General features: G+C 68.4%; 24 protein-coding genes. 19 read left to right on the forward strand and 5 right to left on the reverse strand.

The genetic code is table 11. The features are described from left to right. The first annotated feature begins 260 nt into the window (after positions 1-260). From FZP69_RS12500 to FZP69_RS12525, 6 genes are all read left to right on the forward strand, one after another. Positions 261-1,322 (forward strand): ABC transporter substrate-binding protein, encoded by a 1,062-nt coding sequence (locus tag FZP69_RS12500; RefSeq protein WP_152041746.1) that lies wholly within the window; start codon positions 261-263, stop codon positions 1,320-1,322. Position 1,323: 1 nt separating this feature from the next. Continuing rightward, complete coding sequence (locus FZP69_RS12505) at positions 1,324-2,163, forward strand: ABC transporter permease (protein ID WP_152041747.1); 840 nt, start codon at positions 1,324-1,326, stop codon at positions 2,161-2,163. Between the two features lie 11 nt (positions 2,164-2,174). Continuing rightward, positions 2,175-2,996, forward strand: coding sequence for an ABC transporter ATP-binding protein (locus tag FZP69_RS12510; RefSeq protein WP_152041748.1), 822 nt, complete (start codon positions 2,175-2,177; stop codon positions 2,994-2,996). A 110-nt stretch (positions 2,997-3,106) separates the two neighbouring features. Next, positions 3,107-3,457, forward strand: a complete 351-nt coding sequence (locus tag FZP69_RS12515) for a hypothetical protein (RefSeq protein WP_152041749.1) — start codon at positions 3,107-3,109, stop codon at positions 3,455-3,457. Between the two features lie 65 nt (positions 3,458-3,522). Continuing rightward, positions 3,523-3,975, forward strand: a complete 453-nt coding sequence (locus tag FZP69_RS12520; protein WP_152041750.1) for a pyridoxamine 5'-phosphate oxidase family protein — start codon at positions 3,523-3,525, stop codon at positions 3,973-3,975. A gap of 102 nt (positions 3,976-4,077) precedes the next feature. After that, positions 4,078-4,458 (forward strand): hypothetical protein, encoded by a 381-nt coding sequence (locus FZP69_RS12525; RefSeq protein ID WP_152041751.1) that lies wholly within the window; start codon positions 4,078-4,080, stop codon positions 4,456-4,458. Between the two features lie 30 nt (positions 4,459-4,488). Here the strand turns inward: FZP69_RS12525 and FZP69_RS22585 are convergent, their stop codons facing one another. Beyond that, the gene (locus FZP69_RS22585) at positions 4,489-4,662 is read right to left on the reverse strand and encodes a hypothetical protein (protein WP_192918577.1); all 174 of its coding nucleotides are present in this window, start codon (positions 4,660-4,662) and stop codon (positions 4,489-4,491) included. A 106-nt stretch (positions 4,663-4,768) separates the two neighbouring features. On the opposite strand from FZP69_RS22585, the gene FZP69_RS12530 reads away from it, so the two are divergent. The 3 genes from FZP69_RS12530 (at position 4,769) to FZP69_RS12540 (ending at position 9,061) form a co-directional block, all read left to right on the forward strand. Further along, the gene (locus FZP69_RS12530; protein ID WP_240137622.1) at positions 4,769-6,109 is read left to right on the forward strand and encodes a DEAD/DEAH box helicase family protein; all 1,341 of its coding nucleotides are present in this window, start codon (positions 4,769-4,771) and stop codon (positions 6,107-6,109) included. A gap of 122 nt (positions 6,110-6,231) precedes the next feature. Further along, the gene (locus FZP69_RS12535) at positions 6,232-7,779 is read left to right on the forward strand and encodes a DUF790 family protein (protein WP_152041753.1); all 1,548 of its coding nucleotides are present in this window, start codon (positions 6,232-6,234) and stop codon (positions 7,777-7,779) included. Between the two features lie 43 nt (positions 7,780-7,822). Next, a complete protein-coding gene (locus tag FZP69_RS12540) occupies positions 7,823-9,061 on the forward strand; it encodes an outer membrane protein assembly factor BamB family protein (protein ID WP_152041754.1) in 1,239 nt (412 codons plus the stop codon). A gap of 43 nt (positions 9,062-9,104) precedes the next feature. Here the strand turns inward: FZP69_RS12540 and FZP69_RS12545 are convergent, their stop codons facing one another. Both FZP69_RS12545 and FZP69_RS12550 read right to left on the reverse strand, forming a co-directional pair. Beyond that, positions 9,105-9,629, reverse strand: coding sequence for a DUF7122 family protein (locus FZP69_RS12545; RefSeq protein ID WP_152041755.1), 525 nt, complete (start codon positions 9,627-9,629; stop codon positions 9,105-9,107). Further along, positions 9,626-10,531, reverse strand: a complete 906-nt coding sequence (locus FZP69_RS12550; protein WP_152041756.1) for an RsmB/NOP family class I SAM-dependent RNA methyltransferase — start codon at positions 10,529-10,531, stop codon at positions 9,626-9,628. The genes FZP69_RS12545 and FZP69_RS12550 overlap by 4 nt, the downstream gene beginning before the upstream one ends. Positions 10,532-10,762: 231 nt before the next feature. Here FZP69_RS12550 and FZP69_RS12555 point away from each other — a divergent pair, with 231 nt between their 5' ends. The 6 genes from FZP69_RS12555 to FZP69_RS12580 all read left to right on the forward strand — a co-directional run bounded on the left by FZP69_RS12555 (position 10,763) and on the right by FZP69_RS12580 (position 16,265). Beyond that, positions 10,763-11,788, forward strand: a complete 1,026-nt coding sequence (locus tag FZP69_RS12555) for a succinylglutamate desuccinylase/aspartoacylase family protein (RefSeq protein WP_152041757.1) — start codon at positions 10,763-10,765, stop codon at positions 11,786-11,788. 218 nt (positions 11,789-12,006) lie between these two features. Continuing rightward, entirely contained in the window at positions 12,007-12,399 is a 393-nt protein-coding gene (gene sdhC, locus FZP69_RS12560) for a succinate dehydrogenase, cytochrome b556 subunit (protein ID WP_152041758.1), read from the forward strand. 1 nt (position 12,400) lies between these two features. Further along, positions 12,401-12,772 (forward strand): succinate dehydrogenase hydrophobic membrane anchor subunit, encoded by a 372-nt coding sequence (locus tag FZP69_RS12565; RefSeq protein WP_152041759.1) that lies wholly within the window; start codon positions 12,401-12,403, stop codon positions 12,770-12,772. A 6-nt stretch (positions 12,773-12,778) separates the two neighbouring features. Then, on the forward strand, positions 12,779-13,666 hold the full coding sequence (locus FZP69_RS12570; RefSeq protein ID WP_152041760.1) for a succinate dehydrogenase/fumarate reductase iron-sulfur subunit: 888 nt from the start codon (positions 12,779-12,781) through the stop codon (positions 13,664-13,666). Between the two features lie 137 nt (positions 13,667-13,803). Next, a complete protein-coding gene (locus tag FZP69_RS12575; RefSeq protein WP_152041761.1) occupies positions 13,804-15,660 on the forward strand; it encodes an FAD-binding protein in 1,857 nt (618 codons plus the stop codon). A 362-nt stretch (positions 15,661-16,022) separates the two neighbouring features. Continuing rightward, positions 16,023-16,265 carry a helix-turn-helix domain-containing protein gene (locus tag FZP69_RS12580; protein WP_152041762.1) on the forward strand — a complete coding sequence of 81 codons (243 nt, stop codon included), beginning with the start codon at positions 16,023-16,025 and terminating at the stop codon, positions 16,263-16,265. Here the strand turns inward: FZP69_RS12580 and FZP69_RS23515 are convergent. Together FZP69_RS23515 and FZP69_RS12585 are read right to left on the reverse strand one after the other, a co-directional pair. Beyond that, positions 16,231-16,392, reverse strand: a complete 162-nt coding sequence (locus FZP69_RS23515) for a DUF7563 family protein (RefSeq protein WP_449329024.1) — start codon at positions 16,390-16,392, stop codon at positions 16,231-16,233. The genes FZP69_RS12580 and FZP69_RS23515 overlap by 35 nt on opposite strands. Positions 16,393-16,626: 234 nt before the next feature. Further along, positions 16,627-17,235, reverse strand: coding sequence for a hypothetical protein (locus tag FZP69_RS12585; protein WP_152041763.1), 609 nt, complete (start codon positions 17,233-17,235; stop codon positions 16,627-16,629). Positions 17,236-17,381: 146 nt separating this feature from the next. Here FZP69_RS12585 and FZP69_RS12590 point away from each other — a divergent pair, with 146 nt between their 5' ends. From FZP69_RS12590 to FZP69_RS12605, 4 genes are all read left to right on the forward strand, one after another. Beyond that, complete coding sequence (locus FZP69_RS12590) at positions 17,382-18,608, forward strand: DUF7345 domain-containing protein (RefSeq protein ID WP_152041764.1); 1,227 nt, start codon at positions 17,382-17,384, stop codon at positions 18,606-18,608. A 117-nt stretch (positions 18,609-18,725) separates the two neighbouring features. Then, positions 18,726-19,760: a hypothetical protein gene (locus FZP69_RS12595; protein ID WP_152041765.1), complete on the forward strand. Its 1,035-nt coding sequence runs from the start codon at positions 18,726-18,728 to the stop codon at positions 19,758-19,760. Positions 19,761-19,986: 226 nt separating this feature from the next. Next, positions 19,987-20,388 carry a hypothetical protein gene (locus tag FZP69_RS12600; protein ID WP_152041766.1) on the forward strand — a complete coding sequence of 134 codons (402 nt, stop codon included), beginning with the start codon at positions 19,987-19,989 and terminating at the stop codon, positions 20,386-20,388. A 472-nt stretch (positions 20,389-20,860) separates the two neighbouring features. Beyond that, positions 20,861-21,820, forward strand: coding sequence for a PGF-CTERM sorting domain-containing protein (locus FZP69_RS12605; RefSeq protein ID WP_152041767.1), 960 nt, complete (start codon positions 20,861-20,863; stop codon positions 21,818-21,820). The last annotated feature ends 254 nt before the right edge of the window (positions 21,821-22,074 follow it).

Genomic DNA, 22,074 nt, shown 5'->3' on the forward strand with positions numbered 1-22,074 from the left:
GGGCTGTGCGTCGCCCGTGCCCGACACCGGTAGTCGTGATCCCAGGAACTGTCGAGAAAGAGATATCACAGGGGACGAGTCTAGGAGACATTTGCCCTCTTCTCCGACGAGTCGATGTCACGCTAATCCCTGTCGAACGCGCCAGTGAGCCACCCGAACCCTGAATCCACCCCGTCGAGGGGTGGTTGCTTTCGAAACGGCTCTACACGACTCTTACCGCCTGCGAGTGGGGAATAAATGGTCGGCACGTAGCGTACGTAATGTCAGAACACACGCGCAGTAACGCTCCTGTGGTTTCCCGACGGCGGTTCCTCGGTGCAGCGGGGGCGACGGGCGCGGCAGCACTCGCCGGCTGCACGGGGACCGTCACCAGCGGCGGGGGCGGCGGCCTCTCTGAGATCCAGGTCGCGTACATGCCCATCTACCCGGACATGCAGTACTTCGTGATGCGAGAGGAGGGGTACTTCGACGAGCTCCCCGTCGACGTCTCGGGCAAACTGTTCTCGGACGGCCCTTCGATCGTCCAGGCGTCGGCGAAGGGCGACTTCGACGTGATGATGTTCGGTATCGTTCCGGCGATGATCGTCATGGACAAGGGGATCCCCTCGAAGATCACCGCGGCGAACATCGAGGACGCGATGCAGATCCTCGCCACCGACGAGTTCGCCGGGATGTGGGACGAACACGGCACCGACGCGTTCGCCGTCTTCGAGGAGGAGAAGGGACGCAGGTTCAAGTTCGGCACCTTCCCACCAGGGTCGGTGCCGGACATCCTCCTGCGCTTCTGGATCGAGGAGGAGCTCGGCCTCGACCCGGAGGAGGACGTCGAGATCACGGCGCTCGGCGGGGCAGGGCCGGTGCGGCAGGCGCTCCTCTCGGAGAAGATCGACGGCACGAGCATCATGGAGCCCGTGCCCACCGTCGTCGAGGCGAACGACGCGCCCTTCTCGCCCATCGCGTGGGCGGGAGACTTCATGCCCGGCCAGCCCGCGGCGGTGACGCTGATGCACGACCGGCTCCGCGAGGACAATCGAGAAATCGCCACCGAATTCGTCCGCCAGCACCAGCGTGCGACCGACTTCGCGCTGTCGAACCCCGACCGTGCGGCCGAACACGCCTCGACGGTCATCGGGGAGGAGGCGCTCCCGGTCGAGACGGCGAAGCGGGCGATGCGGTCGCGAGCGTCGGCGTTCATCACGAACCCGCACGAGATCGAGAACGGCGCGAGCATCTTCTCGCGCTACGCCGCTCGCCTCGGCAAGACTGGGTCGGAGCTGAGCGTCGACAGCATGTTCGACTACGGCGTCTACGACAGCCTGTAAGATGGCCGTCGAGACACCGATCGAGAGCGAGTCAGCCCCCGTCCTGGCCGACCTCGACGCGCGCCGGCTCGTCCTGGGCGGCGTCGGGACGTTCGGGTTCCTGCTCGCGTGGCAGGCGGCGGCGCTCGCCATCGGGAAATCGTACCTCCTGCCGACGCCGCTGGCGGTCGTCGGGGCGTTCGTGACGGAGCTCACGGCGGCGGAGACCCTCTCGGTGGGGTTCGGCGTCGAACTCCCCGCGACCCGGATGGTCGCGAAACTCGTCCAGAGCCTCTTTCACTACATCCCCGGTCTCGTGATCGGCTCGACGCTCGGCATCTCGCTCGGCGTCGCGATGGGGTGGAACGAGACGCTCGACGATGCGTTGACCCCGGTCACCAGGGTCCTGCGACCGATCCCGCCGCTGGCGTGGATCGCGTTCGCCATCGTCTGGATCGGGATCAACCACAACGGCGCGGCGTTCATCGTCGGCATCGGCGCGTTCTGGATCAACTTCTACAACGCCTACTCGGGTGTCGAGGGCGTCCCTCGCCACCTGAAGGAGGTCGCCGGCTCGCTCGGCGTCGACTCTGACCTGCGGATGATCCGGAAGGTGATCGTCCCGGCGGCGTCGCCCTCGATCATGACGGGGATCCGGACCAGCATCGGCCAGTGCTGGATGATCGTCGTCGCCGCGGAGCTGTTCGGGGCTCCCGGGGTGGGGTTCCAGATCATCAACGCCGCACAGAACCTCCAGATGGACGTTTCTGTGGCATACATGCTCGTCATCAGTGTGGTCTTCCTGGCCAGCGACGGGCTCTTCCGCAGAGTCGAACAGAGGGTTCTCGAGTGGCGCGCCTGAACCGGACGTCGATGGCCGACACCGGCACGGACACGGACGCGGACACGGACATCGTCACGGACGCGGATGCAGCGGCGGTCAGCCGGCCACGCGAGAAGGTAGTCGTCGACGGGCTGGGAATGCGGTACGAATCCGACCGCCAGACCGTCCAGGCACTCGCCGACGTGAACTTCGCGGTCGGGAGCGGCGAGTTCGTCTGTCTCGTCGGCCCCTCCGGCTGTGGGAAGACCACGCTCTTCCGGCTCATCGCCGGACTGGAGACCCCGACGACCGGCGAGGTCCGCCTCGACAGCGACCCCGTCACCGGCCCCGGCACCGATCGGGGGATGGTGTTCCAGGAGTACGGGCTGTTCCCGTGGCGAACCGTCGAGGAGAACGTCGCCTTCGGGCTCGAAGAGCAGGGCGTCGACGGTGCCACACGCGAGGCACGCGTCGACGAGATGATCGAACTCGTGGGACTCGCGGGCTTCGCCGACGCCTACCCGAAGGAGCTCTCCGGTGGGATGAAACAGCGCGTCGGCATCGCCCGTGCCCTGGCGGTCGACCCGGAACTCCTCCTGATGGATGAGCCGTTCGGGAGCGTCGACGCGCAGACGCGCGACATGCTCCACGCGGAACTGCTCGACGTGTGGGCCGAGACGGAGAAGACGGTGCTGTTCGTCACTCACAACGTCGAGGAGGCGGTGACGCTCGCCGACCGCGTCGTCGTGATGGCCGCGGATCCGGGCCGCGTCCGCGAGGTCGTCCCGATCGACCTCGACCGGCCCAGAACCCGGACCACGCCCGCGTTCGCCGAGGACGTCGAGCGGATTCGAGACCTCATCGGCGGCTGACCGGCCGCCTCGAACCGGCTCGGTACGCCGGGACGGAACCTCCCGACGCCACTCGAAACACACTGTACTCCGCGTGCACGTTTATACCGCTGAACGGTGTTAATCTACGGATGGCAGACGACAAGCGAGGCCGGGTCGCCAAGGCACACAACGCCGAGCGCCGCCAGTGGGTGCGGGAGATCGAGGAGGCCCGGAGTCGAAGCGACGAGGCCGAACCCACGCTCGACGACGACGTCGGTTCGTTTCGGCCCTGCCACCGGTCCGACTGTGATCGAACCGCGATGTTCTACCTCCTCGAACGGTACGAGGAGGAAGCGGGGGACAGCGTCGTCAAGGAGACGGCGAACCTCTGCCGGGGGCACGCTGCCGAAGAGCGCCCCATGCATCTCGAGGGCGTCTACGACAACTACGTCTTCCGTATCGAACAGCTCCCGGAGCTGACCGTCCTCGACGGGTCGTAGTCGCCGACTCCCGTCGAATGGAACTAACCGGTACGATACAAGTAGCTTCCTGACAAGGTGTCAATATGAGCAACACTGCGACGGACATGGACGCGATCGAGATCGCCGAGTTCTTGGAGACCCAACACACGGGTGTGCTCTCGCTGGCGAAAGACGACGACGGCTACGGGATCCCCGTCTCGTTCGTGTACACGGACGACGACGAGGGCGGTCCGTTCGTGTACTTCCGACTCGGATACGCGCCCGGGAGCATGAAACGCCGGTACATCGACGCCAGCAACTACGTCTCGTTCATCGTCTGCGACGAGACTGAAGACGGGTGGAAGAGCGTGATCGCCCGCGGTCGACTCGAGGAGATTTCCGCGCGGAGCCTCGATGCGATCATCGCCGAAGTGGTTCGTGGTCTCGACATCCCGTACTTCTACGTCCACGATCGCCCGGTCGAAAATCTCAATCTGACCCTCGTTCGGCTCAAGATCTCGGATCTGAAGGGGATCGTCGAGGGCAAGGGCGGCTGAGCCTCGGACCGGTGACTACGGTCGTCAGTGTTCGAGAGCGGACGCCGAGGGTTCGCTTCCGTCCACAGCCTTATCTATTTGACAGGTGTTGTTGCTGTTCGTATGCCGGACACCAAACGCGGCCGAGAGGAACAGGCCCGCCACGAGGAGCGCCGTCAGCGCGAACGCGAGATCGAGGAGGCACAGGAGCGGGCGGACGAACCGAGACCGCAGGACGAGGAGTCGACGGAGACGACCGAGACCACCGCAGACGACCGAGACGGTGCACCCACGTGTCACCGACGCGGCTGTGACCGCCCGGCGGCGTTCCTCGTCCTCGAACGCTACCTCGAGGACACCGGACACGGCGCGGTGGAGGCGACGGCCGAACTCTGCCGTGAACACACCGAAGAGGAGAGCCCGACGCGGCTCGACGACGCCTACTCGGGGTACGTCTTCCGGGTCGAACCGCTTCCGGGCACGACCGACGACGCCGAAGGATAGCGCCGCCCGACGAGGGAGAGGGTGCGGCGGCTACGCTTCGCCCTCGTACGTGTCCCGGAGTTCGGCGACGTGGTCGCCGAGCCGCGAGAGGGCGGCGTCGGGATCGATGTACCCCTCGTTGTACTCGTGGTAGATCTTCTCGGCGGCGTCGATGAACTCCGCGACCGGTTCTGGGGTCTCCTCTGGAGCGGTCGAGTCGGTCATACCTGCCCCGTCGCGGGCCGTCGTGTTGGTCGTTTCCCCTCGGGTCGGTCCGGAGATCGGGTCAACGGCGACGACGCTTTTACCGTCGGCCGGCTACGACCGTACCGTGACCACGCTCTCGTTCGAGGACGGCACCATCCGGGTCGACGATCCCCCGGACGGCCTGTCGCTGCCGTTTCTCGAGTCCGACCCACGCTCGGGGACCACCCGCGCGCCCGCCTTCCGCTACGCGGCGCTGACGGACGTGCTCGACGGCCGCGACGACGCGTACGACGACCGCGTCGGGACGTGGGGGTCCCTGTCGCTCTCGACGGCGTACGAACTCCGCGACTACCAGCGCGAGGCGCTGGAGGCGTGGCAGGCGAACCACCACCGGGGCGTGATCGAACTGCCGACCGGTGCGGGCAAGACGGTGGTCGCCATCGGTGCGATGGTCGCGCGAGGCGTCCCGACGCTCGTCGTCGTCCCGACGGTCGACCTCCTGACCCAGTGGCGACGTGAACTCGCCGCGGAGTTCGACGTCGAGATCGGTCAGTTCGGTGGCGGGGTGCAGGAACAGGGACCCATCACGGTGTCGACGTACGACTCGGCGTACCTCCGCGCCGACGACGTGGGCGGCGACTTCGGCTTCGTCGTCTTCGACGAGGTCCACCACCTCGGCGGCGAGGGCTACCGCGACATCGCACGGTTGCTGGCAGCGCCCGCCCGGATGGGCCTGACGGCCACGTTCGAGCGACCCGACGGTGCCCACGAGGTCGTCGCGGAGCTCGTCGGTCCGCGCGTCTTCGCGCTCGACGTCGACGACCTCTCGGGTGATCACCTCGCCGACTACGACATCAAGCGGATCGAGGTCGGCCTCTCCGCGGCGGAGCGCGAGGCGTACGACGAGGCCCAGGAGACGTTCGTCGACTACCTCCGCACCTCGAACCTCGACATGCGCTCCGGCGCGGACTACCAGAAACTCGTGATGCGGTCGGGGAACGACCCACGCGCCAGAGAGGCGTTGCTGGCGAAGCAGCGCGCCCGGCGGGTGATGATGAACGCGGACGCGAAGGTCGACCGGCTGGCGGAGATCCTCGACCGCCACCGCGACGACCGCGTCATCGTCTTCACCGCCCACACCGACCTCGTCTACCGGCTCTCCGAACGCTTTCTCCTCCCGGCGATCACGAACGAGACCGGCGCGGCCGAGCGCCGCGAGCTCCTCGACCGCTTCCGGACGGGGACGTACTCGCGGGTGGTGACGGCGAACGTCCTCGACGAGGGCGTCGACGTGCCCGACGCGAACGTGGCGGTCGTCCTCTCGGGCTCCGGGTCGGAACGCGAGTTCACCCAGCGGCTGGGTCGCATCCTCCGGCCGAAGGCCGACGGGAGACGGGCCCTGCTGTACGAGGTCGTCACGGAGGAGACCGCCGAAGAGAACGTCGCCGCACGTCGGCGGGGGTGAGACGACCGCGTGTCGCCCGCGACCACGGACTCGGCTCGAACGAGCGCGCGGAACGGTCGCCCCGGGGGACGACCGGAGGCGAGTCGCACGCGTTTTTACGACGCAGCCACGTCCGTTCAGCCGTGCTGACGAAGGATCTCCTCCGCGTCTCCAGGCGGGGTGGCGGCTACCACCCGCAGTTCGTCGACCGCGAGACGCGCCCGCTCGCCGCGCGCGTCCTCGGCGTCTATCAGGGTCACGTCGGCGAGACGCGGGCCACCCTGACGGCGGCGGTGGACGAGGTCGAACGCGACGCGGACGACTTCAAACTCGTCCGCGGCTTCGCCGCGCTCCTCGACCGGGAGGCGACGTTCGAGACGCGCGCACCCCTCCCGCCGGAACGTGCCCGCCGGGCCGCGTTCGAGGCGGCGGAGGCGGTGGGTGTGACGACAGAGTCGGAACGTCGGACCGCGCTCGACCGCGCGGCGGACCGCCTCGGCGTCGACCCGAGCGAGATCGAGACGTCGCTGTACGCCGACCGCGAGGTGAACCAGGTGCTCGTCGAGGTCGACTCGCCGTGGGATCCCGACGACCTCCTGGCCAGATACAACCTCTCGCTCGCCCAGACCGCGCTCTTCGACGCGCGCGAGGTACGGATCCAGTCCGCGAATCCGCGGGTGCTCGTCTCGGCGATCAAGCGGCTCCGGCTGATGTACGAGATCCGGCGGATCGACGACGGGAGAGAGGTGGTCGTCACCGGCCCGGACGCGCTGTTCCGGCGGACGAGACGGTACGGGACGGCGTTCGCCCGCCTACTCCGGACGCTCGTGAACGCCACCGAGTGGCGGCTCGAGGCGACCATCGACGACCGGGGCACCGACCGCGAGCTCGTGCTCACCCACGAGGACCTCTCCGTCCCCGACGACGAACCCGTCGCGGAGCCGTCGTTCGACAGCGACGTGGAGGCGGAGTTCGCGGCCCGCTTCGCCAACCTTGGGCTCGACTGGACGGTCCACAGGGAGCCCGAGGCGCTGGCGACCGGGAACCGGGTGATGATCCCCGACTTCGCGTTCGACTACCGGCCCGCCGGTTCGTCCGAGACGGCGACGGAGTTCGACGACAGCCCGGAGGGGTTCCGCGTCTACTTCGAGATCATGGGCTTCTGGACGCCGGCGTACGTCGAGAAGAAGCTCGCGCAGTTCGCGGCGGTCGAGGACGTCGAACTGCTCGTCGCGGTCGACGAGTCGCTCGGCGTCGGCGAGTCGGTCGAGGCGCTGGATCACCGGGTCGTCACCTACTCGGGGCGGGTCCGCGTGAAAGACGTGGTCGACGTGCTCCGGGAGTACGAGACGGAGCTGGTCGCGGCGGCAGCGCGCGACCTCCCCGACGAACTGGCCCCCGACGACGACGCGATCGCGCTGTCGACGCTCGCAGCTCGCTACGGGGTGGGCGAGGACGCGCTCGACGGCGTCGCGTTCCCCGAACACGAACGAGTGGGCCGGACGCTCGTCCGGCCAGCGACGCTCGACCGCGTCGCCAGTGAGGTCGAAGCTGGGATGGGACTCGCCGACGCCGAGGCCGTGCTGGCTTCGTTCGATCTGGACGACACCAGCGCCGTCCTCTCCCGGCTGGGGTACCGCGTCGAGTGGGAGGGACTCGGCGGCGGCGTGCTGAGAGAGAAGTCGGCATGAGGCGACCCGAAGACACTTGTCCCCGCCCCCGCCGCAGGTGTGTATGGTCTCCCGTCGTGCGTTCCTCCGGCGTGGTGGAGCCGCGGGACTCGCCGGCCTGAGCGGGCTCGCGGGCTGTACACTCGGCGACACGCCCGAGCCGCTCCTCGAACGGGACGCACCGTCGCCCGGGCTGCTGGCCACGCCGTGGGCGGCACCGCGCTCCGACCGCCGGAACACCGGAGTTCCCGGAGCCGTCGGTCCGGGCAACGTCCCCGGCGTCGCGTGGCGAGGTGGCTTCTCGACCCGGCCGCGGATCCGCGCCCCGCCGGTCGCGGTCGACGACGACCTGTTCGTCCTCGACGATCGGCGTGGACGAGTGTCCTGCCTCGCGGTGGCCGACGGCCGGACGCGCTGGACCGCGTCGGTGGGTCCCGTCGGCGACGGCGTCGCACCGACGGTCACGGACGACCGGGTGTACCTCGCCGCCGGCCGCACGCTCCGGGCGCTCACGCGCGACGGCGACGACCGCTGGCGTGTCGACTTCCCGGGTGCCGTCCGCGGGGTGACCGTCGGCGACTCGCTGTTCGTCTCGACGGCCGACGGGACGCCCGGCTGCTACGCGGTCGCCCCCGACTCGGGCACGGTGCGGTGGGCGGTCGAGACGGGTCTGGTCGTCGCGCCCGCGGCCCACGACGGCGACACGGTCGTCGTCGGCGACATGCGCGGCACGGTCAGCTGTCTCGACGCCGCCTCGGGCGAGACGCTGTGGCGCCGCGAGACGCCCGACGCCTGGGTCCAGGCCGCCCCGGTCGTCGCCGACGGCCGGGTCTTCGTCGGCACCGGGACGGCGCCGCTCGACGGCGGACACCTCGTCGCGTACGACCACGCGGACGGCACCGTCGACTGGCAACGACCCCTCGCGGACGCGGCGGCGTTCTCGTCGTTCGCCTGCGACGGGTCGCGACTGTTCGCGGTCGACTCGCGCGGCGTCCTCCGCCGGCTCGACGCGGCGAGCGGCGCGCTCGACTGGCGGTTCTCCTCCCGTGATCCGTTCGACTCGGCCGTGTCGAACGTCACCCTCGACTTCGCACCGGCAGTGGCCAACGGACTCGTCACCTACGCCGGCCCGGACGAGCGACTCCACGTCGTCGAGACCGACGCCGCGACCGACGGCTCCGAGGTGGGCGCACGCTTCCGTGGCGACGTCCGGGCGACGTCGGCACCGACGGTCGCGGGCGGCGCGCTGTTCGTCGGCACCCGGTCGGGTGTCGTCGCCGTCGGGGACGCCTCCGCCGACTGACGACTGATCCGTGGCTGGCGGCTCGTGGGCGACGGGAGACGAGCTACGGGAGGTCTTCCTGCGTCCCCTTCGGGACCACCGAGCGGAGTTCGCCGTGGAGGTACAGCCCCACGCCGAGGGGTGCACGCTCGCCGGCGATCTCGCGCGTCGCGATCAGGTAGCCCCAGTCGCCGTCCCAGGCGAGTTCCTGGTCCTCGCCGGCGGCGAACCGGCGCGCCTCCTCGGGAGAGAGGTCGACGACGTTCCGCGTGGCGAGGCCGCCGAAGCGCTGGGCCGCGACCGTCGTCGGCTTCCAGTGTTCCTGTCGCGTGCGGAGGAAGGTCATTCCGAGCCCTTCGACCCGTGTCGGGTCGGCCACGTCGCCAGCGAAGATCCAGATCTTCCCGGCACCCTTCTCCCAGAAGGAGTGGCCGTCGAACGTCCCGGCGGGGACGCCGAAGCGGTCGTCCCACCAGTCGAGTACCTCCGCGCGCGAGGCCCGCCCCGGCACTTCGCGGTCGGCCGGTGTGGCGGGGAGGCGGTCGAACTGCTGGCCGTCGTTCGTCCGTTCTCCCCCGTCTTCGGTCATCCCGTCACCTCCAGTTTCGCACAGAAGAACCCGCCCGTGTCGTTCTGGTGAGGGTAGACGCGGTGAGCGCGCTCGACCGAGGGGTCGAACGTCTTCCCTTCCCACTCGGTGACGCCCGGCGACGTCTCCAGGGGCGTCTCGAAGGGGACGAGTCGGCAGTCCTCCTCGCCGAGGACGTGGTCGAGCACCGCCTCGTTCTCCTCAGGGGCGAACGTGCAGGTGGAGTAGACGACCGTCCCGCCGGGGCGGGTGGCCTGCACTGCCCGTTTCAGGATCCCCTTCTGGACGCCGGCGACCTGGTGGACGTGGTCGAGCGTCCACTCCTCGAGCGCGGTGGGGTTCTTCCGGCAGGTGCCCTCGCAGGAGCAGGGCGCGTCGACGATGGCGCGGTCGAACGCCTCGAACCCCAGCCCGCGCATCGAGAAGTTCCGCGCGTCCCGGTTCGTGACGACGAGGTTCGTCACGCCGAGTCGTTCGGCGTTGTGGCGGAGCGCCGAGAGCCGCCCCAGCGAGTTGTCGTTGCCGACGAGCGTGCCGCGGTCGTCCATCAGCGCGGCGAGCTGTGTCGTCTTCGAGCCGGGGGCGGCGCAGGCGTCCCACACTCGCTCACCGGGCCGGGGGTCGAGCACGGTCGCCGGGAGCGCAGACACCTCCTCCTGCCCGTGGATCCACCCCAGGAAGTACGGCCACGTCCGCCCGGCCTTCCCCTCGAGGGTGAGGAGTTCGCGGTTCCAGTCGACGGGTGTGTAGCCGACGCCCGCCTCGTCGAACGCAGCGGTCACGCGGTCGGCGGTCGCCTTGATGGTGTTCACTCGGACCGCGTACGGGAGCGGTCGCTCGCACGCCGCTCTGAACGCGTCGGGGTCGTCGACGAGCGGCGCGTACCGTTCGAGCGGGTTCACGCGAGCCACCTCTGCTGGCGAGGGTGAGCAGGGAACAGCTCCGCTGTGACCGTGTTCACGCGAGCCACCTCTGGTGGGGGGCTCGCGTCGGGGGGCGAGCGCGTCGCGACCGGAGTCATGGACGCGCTTCGCCGGGTGCGCGTTTGTGGGTTTCGGAGTCACGTGTGGGAGATCGACGGGATCCGTTCCGGTGTCTCACGATTTAAATACGAGGCCGGCCAGTAGCGCACTATGACCCACGACGGGGCCTTCACGTACAACGGCGGACGGGTCGATCCCGGCGAGACCCAGAACATCCGCTACGGCATCTCCGAGACGTATCTGGGGGATCCGGTCCGGATTCCCGTCACGATCGTCAACGGCGAACGTGAGGGTCCGACGGTGTTTCTCACCGCGGCGGCCCACGGCGACGAACTCAACGGCATCGAGGTCGTCCGTGAAGTGGCCTTCGAGTGGGACCTGTCGAGCCTCGCGGGGACGCTCGTCTGTATGCCCGTACTCAACGTCCCCGCCTTCCTCGCCCAGCAGCGGTATCTCCCGATCTACGACCGCGACCTCAACCGATCGTTCCCGGGGCACGAGGAGTCCACGTCGGCCAAGCGCATGGCCTACCGGATCTTTCAGAACTTCATCGAGCCGTGCGACTTCGGGCTCGACTTCCACACCTCGACTCGCGGCCGGACGAACATGCTCCACGTCCGTGCGGACATGGGCCACAAGGGCGTCGCCCGGCTCGCCCGCGCGTTCGGTTCGAACGTCATCATCGACGGCGAGGGCCCCGACGGCACGCTGCGCGGGGAGGCGACGAAGGCGGGCGTTCCGACGATCACCATCGAGATGGGAGAGGCCCACCGGTTCCAGCGGCCGCTCATCGACGACGCGCTCGCGGGCGTCGAGAGCGTCTTCGCCGAGTACGGCCTCCGCGAGACGAGCCTCGTCCGCTGGCCGGGGTGGCGGACGGTCATCACGGACGACAAGGAGAAGACGTGGATCCGCGCCGACGCCGGTGGCATCGTCGACGTCCACTACGAGGTCGGCTCGCTGGTCCACGCCGGCGACCGCATCTGCACCATCACCAACCCGTTCAAGGACGACAACACGTCCGTCGAAGCGCCGTTCACGGGCGTGCTCGTCGGCATCCTGGAGAACCCGGTCGCGTACCCCGGCAACCCCCTCTGTCACCTCGTCGAACTGGACGCGAAGACGCGGAGCGTCGTCGAACAGCGGCAGTCGCCGGAGGCTCACGCGCGCACGTGACGTTCACTGAAGAAGGCCGAAGAAGGTGGTGGCGGTGTCGCATCGATCGCGTAGCGACGTGGGCCGATGCGGCCCCGCCGGTGAGCGGGACAGTGAGCGCGTGGCACAGAGGTCCCTCGTCCGCCGGTGAGCGCCCCTCGTCACCCCCCGGCGGACGGCGGTTTCGTTCGGCGAACGCGTAACTTCTATACCACCCCGGTACAGAGCCACACACGAGCATGAGTAAGCATTACAATCGCGGCCTCGTCGAGGACTTCGGCCGGTGGCGGGAGTTCTCCGCGGGGATGTGGGCCTGGGTGTTCCACAAGTTCACGGGCTGGGTGCTCGTGGGCTATCTCTTCACCCACATCGCGGTGCTGTCCACCGCGCTGTCCGGCGCCGGGGCGTACACGGAGACGATCCAGGCGCTCGAGAGCCTCCTCGTGGTCCGCATCCTCGAGGTCGGCCTCCTCGCCGTCGCGGTGTTCCACATCCTCAACGGGCTCCGGCTGCTGCTGGTGGACCTCGGCGTCGGCCTCGAATCGCAGGACAAGAGCTTCTACGCCTCGCTCGTGCTGACGGGCGCGATCGTCGTCGCGAGCGTGCCGACGTTCCTGGCGGGGGTGTTCTGACGTGGCCGAACGCTACTCCTCGTTCGAGCGGGGCGGCCGCCGGTGGCTCTGGCAGCGGATCACGGCGGCGTTCCTCGTCATCGTGCTCGCGTTTCACTTCTTCCTGCTCCACTTCGTCAACCACGCCGACGAGGTGACGTTCGCCATGAGTTCGGCACGGATGGAGCAGCTGTCGTACTACTCGCTGATGATCCTGTTCCTCGTGACGGCGACGTTCCACGGCGTCAACGGCGTCTACAACGCGCTCGTCAACCAGGGCCTCACCGGCACGAAACTGCAGGTCGTGAAGGGGACGCTCGTCCTCGCCAGCGCGGTGCTCGTCATCCAGGGCATCCGCACGGCGAACGCGTGGGCCGGCTTCCCGACGTTCTAACCAACCATGAGTACACAACTCCCCGAAACCGAATCCCAGGAGGCCGAACCGGACGCGGAGACGCAGCCCTCGAAAGGCGACGAGCGACGGGCGGAGCGGCGTCGCAGGGCAGCCGAACGCGAACGCGAGCGCCAGGCCGAGGAGGCCGAACGCGCGAAGGAGGCCGAGGACACGGTCCAGCTGAAGGTCTTCCGGTACGACCCCGAGGTGCCCGAGAAGGAGAAGCCGCGCTTCGACGACTTCTACGTCCCCTTCGAGAAGGGGATGACCGTGCTCGACGCGCTCATCTACGCCCGGGACACGTACGACTCGTCGCTCACGTTCAGACACTCCTGCCGGCAGGCCATCTGTGGGTCGGACGCGCTGTTCGTCAACGGCCGGCAACGGCTGGGGTGCAAGACGCAGCTCTCGGATCTGGACGAGCCGGTCCGCGTCGAGCCGCTCCCCCACCAGGAGGTCGTCAAGGACCTCGTCGTGGACATGGAGCACTTCTACGACCAGATGGAGGCGGTCGAGCCGTACTTCCAGACCAGCTCGCTGCCCGACAGCGAACTCGACGAACAGCGCCAGAGCCGCGAGAACCGCGAGAAGATCAAGATGTCCACGCGGTGTATCTGGTGCGGTGCGTGCATGTCGTCGTGCAACATCGCCGCCGGCGACAACCAGTATCTGGGGCCCGCGGCGATCAACAAGGCGTACCGGTTCGCCATGGACGAGCGTGAAGGCGAGGACATCAAGCAGCAGCGACTGGAGATCATCGAGCAGGAACACGGCGTCTGGCGGTGTCAGACGCAGTTCTCCTGTACGGAGGTCTGCCCGAAGGACATCCCCCTCACCGAGCACATCCAGGAGCTCAAACGCGAGGCGGTCAAGAGCAACCTGAAGTTCTGGTAGCCGTGGGGGCGCGAGGGGCGGAAACCCTCAAGTTTACCCGGTCCTAACCGGCTCTCACGGACGGACGTTTAAAAAGGAACGCGGCACGGGCGGACGAACGACACGGAACGCGGAACACCGGACAACACACCCACACAATGTACGAACACGACGTCATCGTGGTCGGCGCGGGCGGTGCGGGCCTGCGCGCGGCCATCGCGGCACAGGAAGAAGGGGCCGACGTGGCCATCGTCACGAAACTCCACCCCGTCAGGAGCCACACCGGCGCCGCGGAGGGCGGCATCAACGCCGCACTCCGCGAGGGCGACTCGTGGGAGGACCACGCGTACGACACGATGAAGGGGTCGGACTACCTCGGGGACGCCCCTGCGGTGGAGACGCTCTGTAAGGAGAGCCCGAAGGAGACGATGCAGCTCGAACACTGGGGGATGGCGTTCTCCCGCGACGAGGACGGGCGCGTCTCCCAGCGTCCCTTCGGAGGACTGTCGTTCCCGCGGACCACGTACGCGGGCGCAGAGACCGGCCACCAGCTGCTCCACACGATGTACGAACAGCTGGTCAAGCGCGGCATCGAGGTGTACGACGAGTGGTACGCCACCCGGCTCGCCGTGAGTGACGAGGAGCGCCCGGAGGACCGGACCTGCCACGGCGTCGTCGCCTACGACATCCAGTCGGGCGAGATCGCCGGCTTCCGCGCCCGCAAGGGCGTCGTCCTCGCGACCGGCGGGCCCGGCCAGGTGTACGACCACACCACCAACGCCGTCTCCAACACGGGCGACGGCGTGGCGATGGCCTACCGCGCCGGCGCACCAATGGAGGACATGGAGTTCATCCAGTTCCACCCGACGACGCTTCCCTCGACGGGCGTGCTCATCTCCGAGGGGGTCCGCGGCGAGGGCGGCATCCTCTACAACGCCGAGGGGGAGCGGTTCATGTACGAACACGGCTACGCGAACAACGCGGGCGAACTGGCGAGCCGGGACGTCGTCTCGCGCGCCGAGTTGACGGAGGTGAACGAGGGACGAGGCATCGAGGACGAGTACGTCCACCTCGACATGCGCCACCTCGGCGAGGAACGCATCGTGGATCGGCTGGAGAACATCCTCCACCTCGCGGAGGACTTCGAGGGCGTCGACGGCATCGAGGAGCCGATGCCGGTCAAGCCGGGACAGCACTACGCGATGGGCGGCGTCGAGACCGACGAGAACGGGGAGACCTGCATCACGGGGCTGTACGCGGCGGGCGAGTGCGCCTGCGCCTCCGTCCACGGCGCCAACCGGCTCGGCGGGAACGCCCTGCCCGAGCTCATCGTCTTCGGCAAGCGCGCCGGCCAGCACGCCGCGGGACGCGACCTCGGCACCGCGAAGATCGAGACGGGCAAGCGTGGCGAGTTCGAGGTCGGGGAGGTCGAGACACCCGTCGAACCCGGCGAGATCTCCGGGGGTGAACCTGGTGACGTCGCCGCGGACGGTGGGAAGGCGGCGGACGGCGGTGCGACCGCCGAACTGACCCCCGAGGAGTGCGTCGAACGCGCGGTCACCGACGAGCGGACCCGCGTCGACGCGCTCATGTCCCGCGACGGGACGAACCACGCGAACATCCGTGCGAAGGTCCAGAAGTCGATGACCCGGTTCGTCAACGTCTTCCGCGAGGAGGAGGGCCTCAAGCAGGCGCTCCGCGACATCCGCGAGGCGCGCGAGGCGTACCAGGACGTCGCGGTGTCGGACCCCTCGCGGACGTTCAACACGGATCTCATCCAGACGATCGAGACGCGCAACCTCCTCGACATCGCCGAGGCCATTACCCTGGGAGCGCTCGTCCGCGACGAGTTCCGTGGTGCCCACTGGCGGGCCGAACACCAGGAACGCAAGGACGAGTCGTGGCTGAAACACACGATGCTCTCGTGGAACGACGGCACTCCCGAAGTGTGGTTCCGCCCGGTCGTTCTGGAGGGCGAGGACAAGCGCTACGAGCCCAAGGTCCGGAGCTACTGAGGCTCAACCCCGGACCGCCCCTGTTCCGTCTCGCCCGCCCTGTTCCGTCTCGTCCGTCCCGCTCCATCCGTTCTACCTTACTCCGGGTCGTCGCACCCGGTGACCGGTCGCCACCGGCGACTCTCGTCCGTCACCAACGGCTATTTGTCCCGGCCGAGGCTACTGTGGCGTGGAAGGGTGGCTCAGTGGTAGAGCACGCCGGCTGGCCTCGTGCCCCGGCGGATATTTGGCTTCGCGTGGTTCGACTCCCGCCCCTTCCACTCCTCGGCAGTGCTCCGTCCGGTGAGTCGGCTCACCCGACGCCCGTATTTCGACGATCGTCGAACGAGGTTTTTAGTATCGTCGAACCCACACGGTCGACGATGACAGCACGCTCGACACACGCCGAGGTGCCCGAGGAGATACAGTCACCGCGAGCGAAACTGGTCTATCTCTCCCTCGCGGCGGGGGGCCCCGCGAACGTCGACGAGCTCCAGTCGCGGCTATCGACGACGAAGCTAACGCTGTACGGCGTCCTCGGGACGCTCTCCGAGCGAGGGCTGGTGGAAAGAAAGCGGGGACGGTACGCAGTCAGTTCGTGTTTCGCGGCGAACGGGCCTTCCTGACGTCGGCCCCGTCGCGAACCATATCCTCACAGCTCGGACAGACGCGGGGGTTCTCGACGCCGTCGGGTGTGAAGACGCGGGCATACGCGGGGGTGACGAAAGAACCGCAGTTCTGGCACTCCGGCATAACGTGACGGAGATGTGAGACACGTATTGTAAACTTTTCCCCCGTCGTCGGACGACTGGCTGACCGTCTCGTAACGAACCGACCGACGTTCTGCCAGACCGTCAGATCAGACTCGCGAGAATTCCGGCGGCGATGAGCAGTCCCAGCAGCGCCGAGACCACGAGAAAGAACTGGTCTGCACCGTCCATACGGGCCGTACGAACGGCCGTCGGATAAAAGTGAGCGCTCGCCGGCTCACTCCCCGGCGGTGAGGACGGCCCGGACGTGGGTGTGTGCCGAGAGCACCTGGAGGACCACGCCGCTCACGAGCGCCAGCACTGTGACGGTGCCGACGGTGACACCGAGGCTCGAGGTGGCGAAGGGGTTGCCGCCGCCGACGGCGAGGAACGCGTCGAGCGCGCGCTCACCACCGAAGCCGAGGACGACGAGCGCGTACGTGGAGACGGTGGCCAGCCCACCGGTGCCGAAGCCGAGCATCGAGCAGAGCGTCTCGAACGTCACCAGCTCTCGTGCCTGGTGTTCGTCGAGCGGCCTGAGGTGGATCCGGGCGTGTTCGACGAGTGCGTGTCCGAGACCGGTGGTGGCGACGAAGACGACGGCGACCAGCGCGACGAACGCGAGTTTCGGCGACGCCGTCGCGACGTCCGCGAAGTACGTCCGCCGGATCCCGGGCGGGAACGCGGCGAGGATCGGGAGGAGCGCTGCGAGCGCGAAGAGGAGGTAACTCTGCCACGCGAGCTTCTGGTCGATCGGCCGTGCGAAGTAGCTGAACTGACGGGCGCGCAGCCGTTCGTACGGTGAGTCGCTCAACAGACGTTCAGTGATCGGATCGTCGATGGGCACAGGAGTTGGTCCTCCGTTCTCCCGTATCAACGTAGTACCTGATATCTACGAGACGATTATCACCTCGGAGATCGGACGCGGCCGGTCGATCCGTGGCGCGGCGTTGCAACGTTTTAAGACTAGCCGGGCCATCCGACCGAACGGTCATGAGCCGCGCCCGGCGAATCGGAGCGTTCCTCCTCACCGTGGCGGTCGTCTGTGCGGCTGTCGGCTCGATGCCCGCGACCGTGTTGGCGACCGAACACGGCTCGGGTGGTCTCGGGGCGGCGCAGCTCGGCAACGCTGGCATCGAGCCGGACGGCGTCCTGCTCCGGGTCGACCTCCGGGACGACGGGAGCGCCCGGTGGACCGTCGAGTACCGGATCAGGCTGAACGACGAGAACACGACGGCGGCGTTCACGTCGCTCCGCGACGACATCGCGGCCAACGAGACGGCCTACACGGCGACCTTCGGCGAGCGAATGGCGTCGACGGCCCGAGCGGCCGAGAACACGACTGGCCGAGAGATGCGCGTGGAGAACGTCTCTGTGTCGACCGCTCGCCAGCAGCTCCCACAGGAGTACGGCGTCGTCACGTACAGGTTCACGTGGCAGGGGTTCGCCACCACCACCGGCGACGTGATCGAGGCTGGCGACGCGCTCGCCGGTCTCTTCCTCGACCAGCGGACGACGCTCGTCGTCGCGTGGCCGGACGGATACGGGGTCACGGCGGTCGATCCCACTCCCGACGAGCGCCGGGACGACGCCGTCGTCTGGGCCGGTCCGACGGACTTCGACGCCGGACAGCCGGCGCTCACGCTGTCGACGGCCGCGACCGACCGGACGTCGACCGACGGCGAGACGAGCGGTGGCGCGGGTGCCGGTGGAGAGGACGGAGACGGGAGCGGGGACGGGACGACGGCACCGCTCGCACTCGTCGGAGGTGCCGCGGTGCTCGCGATCGGGGTCGCGGCCGCCGTCGCCTGGCGGCGGCTCCGGGGCCGCGACGGCGGGGTCACCCTCTCCGGACCGTCGGACACCGACTCCGTCGGCGACGAAGCGGGGCAGTCCGACGCGGCAGGCGCTGGCAGTGCGGCGGACTCGGCGGAGAGAGGAGAGACGGAGGCGAGCACCGAGACGGCAGACGGGGCGGCCGAGGGAACGCCCGATCCGTGGGCCGACGAACTCCTGAGCAACGAGGAGCGGGTGCTGGCGCTCCTCGAACACAACGACGGGCGGATGAAACAGCAGACGATCGCCTCGGAGCTGGAGTGGTCGGCCGCGAAAACGAGCCAGGTGATCGGGAAGATGCGCGACGCGGGCGACGTCGAGACGTTCCGGCTGGGACGCGAGAACGTCGTCTCGTTCCCCGACCGGGGGTTATCCGACGATTAACCTCGCTGAGAACGCCGAATCGATCGACAGCGCGGCGGTAAATGCGTGTAAATCGTGGTTGATTCGTCGTGACGGTCGTCGAGATATAAGAGGGTGCCGCCCGAACGTGAGTCCGAGATGAGTCGGATCGGGACCGTCGTCGTGGTCGTGATCGTCGTCCTCGCGAGCGTCGCCCTCCCGGCGTTCGGGGTGGAGACCACGACATCACCGATCACGGACGAAACGACGAGGGAACAGACCGAACCCACGACGGCCACGGACGGCAACGAGAGCGGACGCGCCGAGACCGCACCCGGCACTCGCCTCGCGGGCGCCATTGGCGTCCAGGGAGCGGAGATCGGTGGTGAACTCGAATCCCGATCGCTCGCCCACCAGCTGAACCGCTCGGCGTCGAACGACTCGAAGGCGGCGGTGGTGGCGCGACAGGCGAATCAGAGCGAGCGTCGACTCGCAGCGCTCCGTGCCGAGTCGACGCGCCTCGAGGCGGCCCGCGAGAACGGAACCATCAGCGAGAACGAGTACCGGGTCCGAACGGCACAGCTGAGCGCGCGGATCACCACCGTCCGCCGCGTGACTGACCGCACGACGGCGGCCGCGACGGCGCTGCCGGACGAGGCGCTCCGTCGGAACGGCGTGGACGTGACGACGCTCCGCTCGCTTCGCACACGGGCGAACGAACTCGGTGGGGCCCGGATGTCGGCCGTCGCACGCGAGGTGGTCGGACCGACGGCTGATGCCGGGTTCGGCCCCGACCGCGCCGGGAACCGGACGCGTGGGCCACCGGCCGAGCCGGGCGCGGACGCTCCCGGTCGGAACGACGGGCAGCGTGAGCAGCGACCGTCGGGAGAGCGGCCCGACGACGCCGGCGAGAACGCGCAGGCCGGCGACCGACAGTCGGGCGACAGGCGGGACGGATCCAGCGCCCGCAACGAGAACGCGACCGGGGAAGGTTCGTCGAACGGGAGTGGTTCCCCGGACGAGAGTAGTTCGTCGAACGAGAGTGGTCCGCCGAACGAGGGGGGCCCGTCGAACGCCGACGACGGTGAGGGCGGCCAGGGTGAGAACGGGTCGGGCGGCCCGCCCGACGACCCTGGGCGGAGTGGTGAGGCGCGCGAGCGCGAGTCGGCACGGACGACCGATACGGACGGCTGACGGCGGCGCCTCGGGCTGCCGCCTCCGTATGCCGACGTCCTGGTCGCCGACGCCGGTACACCGACTGACGCTTCCGGGAACCCACGTCGGTCCGTTCGTCGGCGGAATTTTCTCGGTGGTCCGTCGACGACAGAGACGCCGAGTGCGAAGCCGCAGGACTGTTCCGAACGCGTGTCAGTCCGTCACGAGATACAATTAAATCACTCCCATCCGTTACTGTACGCAGATGGAGTCCGCGTTCGCAGTCGTCGCGCTCCCCGTCGGGCTCGTGCTCGTCGCCGTGAGCGTCGTTACTGCGGCGCTGTACACGCCGTACACGACGTCGCGCGTCGACACGGCGATCACCGCGTTCATCGGCGTCACGCTCCAGTTGGGGAGCCTGATCGCCACCTCCTCGGCGGTCCTCTTCGTGTTCGGCTCGCTGGGCTTTGCGGGACTCGAGGTCCCCCTGCTGGTCCAGGTCGTCCTCGCGTACGCCGCGAGCCACCTCACGATCTACGTCGCCTGCCTGAAAGTGACCTCGTTGCAAGAGCGTCCACTGGACCCCGGTGTCGTCCTCCAGTCGGGACCACTGCGACTGTTCTCGCCGGGGCCCGAACCAGCGGAATCGACCGCAGACGACCCCTGAACGGCGGTTCGTACCGAACGTCCGACGCGCGTCTGTCACAAAGTATATATTCACGTCGAAGATATACGCTAACAGACCGAGGAGGTCCAGCGGCAGACTGCGGGTAGGGGTACGCGCATCTGACGCTGCCTCCCGGCGCATTATCCGAAGCGTAGCGACGGTGAGCGACGGCACTCCGGTTCGTGCGTGTCGAACGCGAGCCGTCGGTAGTTATTTGCCAGCTACCATCATATTCGTTCATGAGAATCCGATGGCTACGACAGCAATCGCCCACTGCACGAACTGCGGGTGGACCGGCGAGCAGCTGGAACTGGACGACGCCCACGGGGGGCCGGCGTGTCCAGCGTGCGGGGCTCGAGTCACGGTTCGGTGATCAAATCCCGGTCGTGACGATGCCGCTCCACCCCGTGGGGTGGGAGGCGTCGACCGGCGAGGACACGCTCAAGGGGCCTCAGGTCGTGTCCCGACACGCATGACGATTCCCCGCACACTCGTCGTCTCCGTGGTCGCCCTCCTCGTCGTCGCGGGCGTGACCGGTGCCGTGTCGGCACCCCGCGATCGGCCGGCGGAGACGGAACCGCCCGTCCGCGTCTTCGTGGACGAGACGCTCGACGTCTCCGCCGTGGAGTTGACTGGCGGGGGGACCGTCGGTACCGATCCCGTGGCACTCGCCGGCGTGGCGGGTGAGGCCGACGGCGTGATCGAGAACGTCGACGATCCGACCGACGCCGACTTCGGTGGGTTCGCGACCGGGAGCTACGACGTTCGTGCCGACGATGACGACCGGGCGGAGTTCTCCGTCGTGGAGCCGCGCGTGACGAGCGTCGTCGTGAGGAACCAGAACGGCGCCAACGTGACGAACGGCTGGGAACCGAGCGGTGCCAGCCTCACCGTCACCGCCGAGTACAACTTCGACGAGGCCGACCGCCTCGACCTGACCGTCGAGGCTCCCGACGGGCTGGAGGTGACCAGCACGGTCGCGTCCCGCGATCGGTTCACCACGAGCGGCGGGTCGGTCAGTCTCGACCTCTCGGACGAGGCGGACGGGACTTTCCGGATCACGGTCGAAGGGAGCGACCTCGAGGACGCGTCCAGAACAGTGACCGTCCGGACGGGACCACGTCGGACGGCGACAGCGACCGCGACGCGGACGGCGACACCCACCCGGACCGCGACGCCCGAGACGACCGCGACGATCACTCGAACGGCGACGCCCACGGAGACCACGGAACCGACGCCGACGCCCTCGCCCACAGCGACGCCCACGGCGACCACGGAGCCGACACCGACGGAGCCACCGGATACCACGGCCCCCTCCACACCGACCGCTCCGTCGACCACGACCCGGACCACGACGCCGGGGTTCGGTCCGATCGTCGCACTGGTCGCGGTGGGAGGCGTCGCGCGCCTCCTGCACCGACGACGGGAGTGACGTCCCCGGAGGCCGACCGTCCCCCGAACCGTCGTGCCCGCCCGGTCGCGACGTCGCAATCATCAACTCTACGAATGCTGATCGTTCGGTGCCGTTCCCAGCCGAGTCCGACCCGAAAATCGACACCGGACGGGAGGAGGGATTATATCCTTTCTGATGTGACGGATAGTTTATAACACAAGACTTTTACCGAAAACGCCAGTGAGCTTTGGGCGTACCCCTACCCATGACGGCGTAGCGGAGTACCGCCCTCC

The sequence above is a fragment of the Salinigranum salinum genome, from assembly GCF_009176545.1.
Classification (GTDB): Archaea; Halobacteriota; Halobacteria; order Halobacteriales; family Haloferacaceae; genus Salinigranum; species Salinigranum salinum.

Bases quoted from the DNA above. Each gene is read 5' to 3' on its own strand.
- FZP69_RS12595 (WP_152041765.1), top strand. From the start codon at position 18,726: ATGAGTCGGATCGGGACCGTCGTCGTGGTCGTGATCGTCGTCCTCGCG.
- FZP69_RS12590 (WP_152041764.1), top strand. From the start codon at position 17,382: ATGAGCCGCGCCCGGCGAATCGGAGCGTTCCTCCTCACCGTGGCGGTC.
- FZP69_RS12505 (WP_152041747.1), top strand. From the start codon at position 1,324: ATGGCCGTCGAGACACCGATCGAGAGCGAGTCAGCCCCCGTCCTGGCC.
- FZP69_RS22585 (WP_192918577.1), bottom strand. From the start codon at position 4,662: ATGACCGACTCGACCGCTCCAGAGGAGACCCCAGAACCGGTCGCGGAG.
- FZP69_RS12555 (WP_152041757.1), top strand. From the start codon at position 10,763: ATGACCCACGACGGGGCCTTCACGTACAACGGCGGACGGGTCGATCCC.
- FZP69_RS12500 (WP_152041746.1), top strand. From the start codon at position 261: ATGTCAGAACACACGCGCAGTAACGCTCCTGTGGTTTCCCGACGGCGG.
- FZP69_RS12605 (WP_152041767.1), top strand. From the start codon at position 20,861: ATGACGATTCCCCGCACACTCGTCGTCTCCGTGGTCGCCCTCCTCGTC.
- FZP69_RS12515 (WP_152041749.1), top strand. From the start codon at position 3,107: ATGGCAGACGACAAGCGAGGCCGGGTCGCCAAGGCACACAACGCCGAG.
- FZP69_RS12545 (WP_152041755.1), bottom strand. From the start codon at position 9,629: ATGACCGAAGACGGGGGAGAACGGACGAACGACGGCCAGCAGTTCGAC.
- FZP69_RS12540 (WP_152041754.1), top strand. From the start codon at position 7,823: ATGGTCTCCCGTCGTGCGTTCCTCCGGCGTGGTGGAGCCGCGGGACTC.
- FZP69_RS12600 (WP_152041766.1), top strand. From the start codon at position 19,987: ATGGAGTCCGCGTTCGCAGTCGTCGCGCTCCCCGTCGGGCTCGTGCTC.
- FZP69_RS12580 (WP_152041762.1), top strand. From the start codon at position 16,023: ATGACAGCACGCTCGACACACGCCGAGGTGCCCGAGGAGATACAGTCA.
- FZP69_RS12510 (WP_152041748.1), top strand. From the start codon at position 2,175: ATGGCCGACACCGGCACGGACACGGACGCGGACACGGACATCGTCACG.
- FZP69_RS12570 (WP_152041760.1), top strand. From the start codon at position 12,779: ATGAGTACACAACTCCCCGAAACCGAATCCCAGGAGGCCGAACCGGAC.
- sdhC (WP_152041758.1), top strand. From the start codon at position 12,007: ATGAGTAAGCATTACAATCGCGGCCTCGTCGAGGACTTCGGCCGGTGG.
- FZP69_RS12575 (WP_152041761.1), top strand. From the start codon at position 13,804: ATGTACGAACACGACGTCATCGTGGTCGGCGCGGGCGGTGCGGGCCTG.
- FZP69_RS23515 (WP_449329024.1), bottom strand. From the start codon at position 16,392: ATGCCGGAGTGCCAGAACTGCGGTTCTTTCGTCACCCCCGCGTATGCC.
- FZP69_RS12520 (WP_152041750.1), top strand. From the start codon at position 3,523: ATGAGCAACACTGCGACGGACATGGACGCGATCGAGATCGCCGAGTTC.
- FZP69_RS12525 (WP_152041751.1), top strand. From the start codon at position 4,078: ATGCCGGACACCAAACGCGGCCGAGAGGAACAGGCCCGCCACGAGGAG.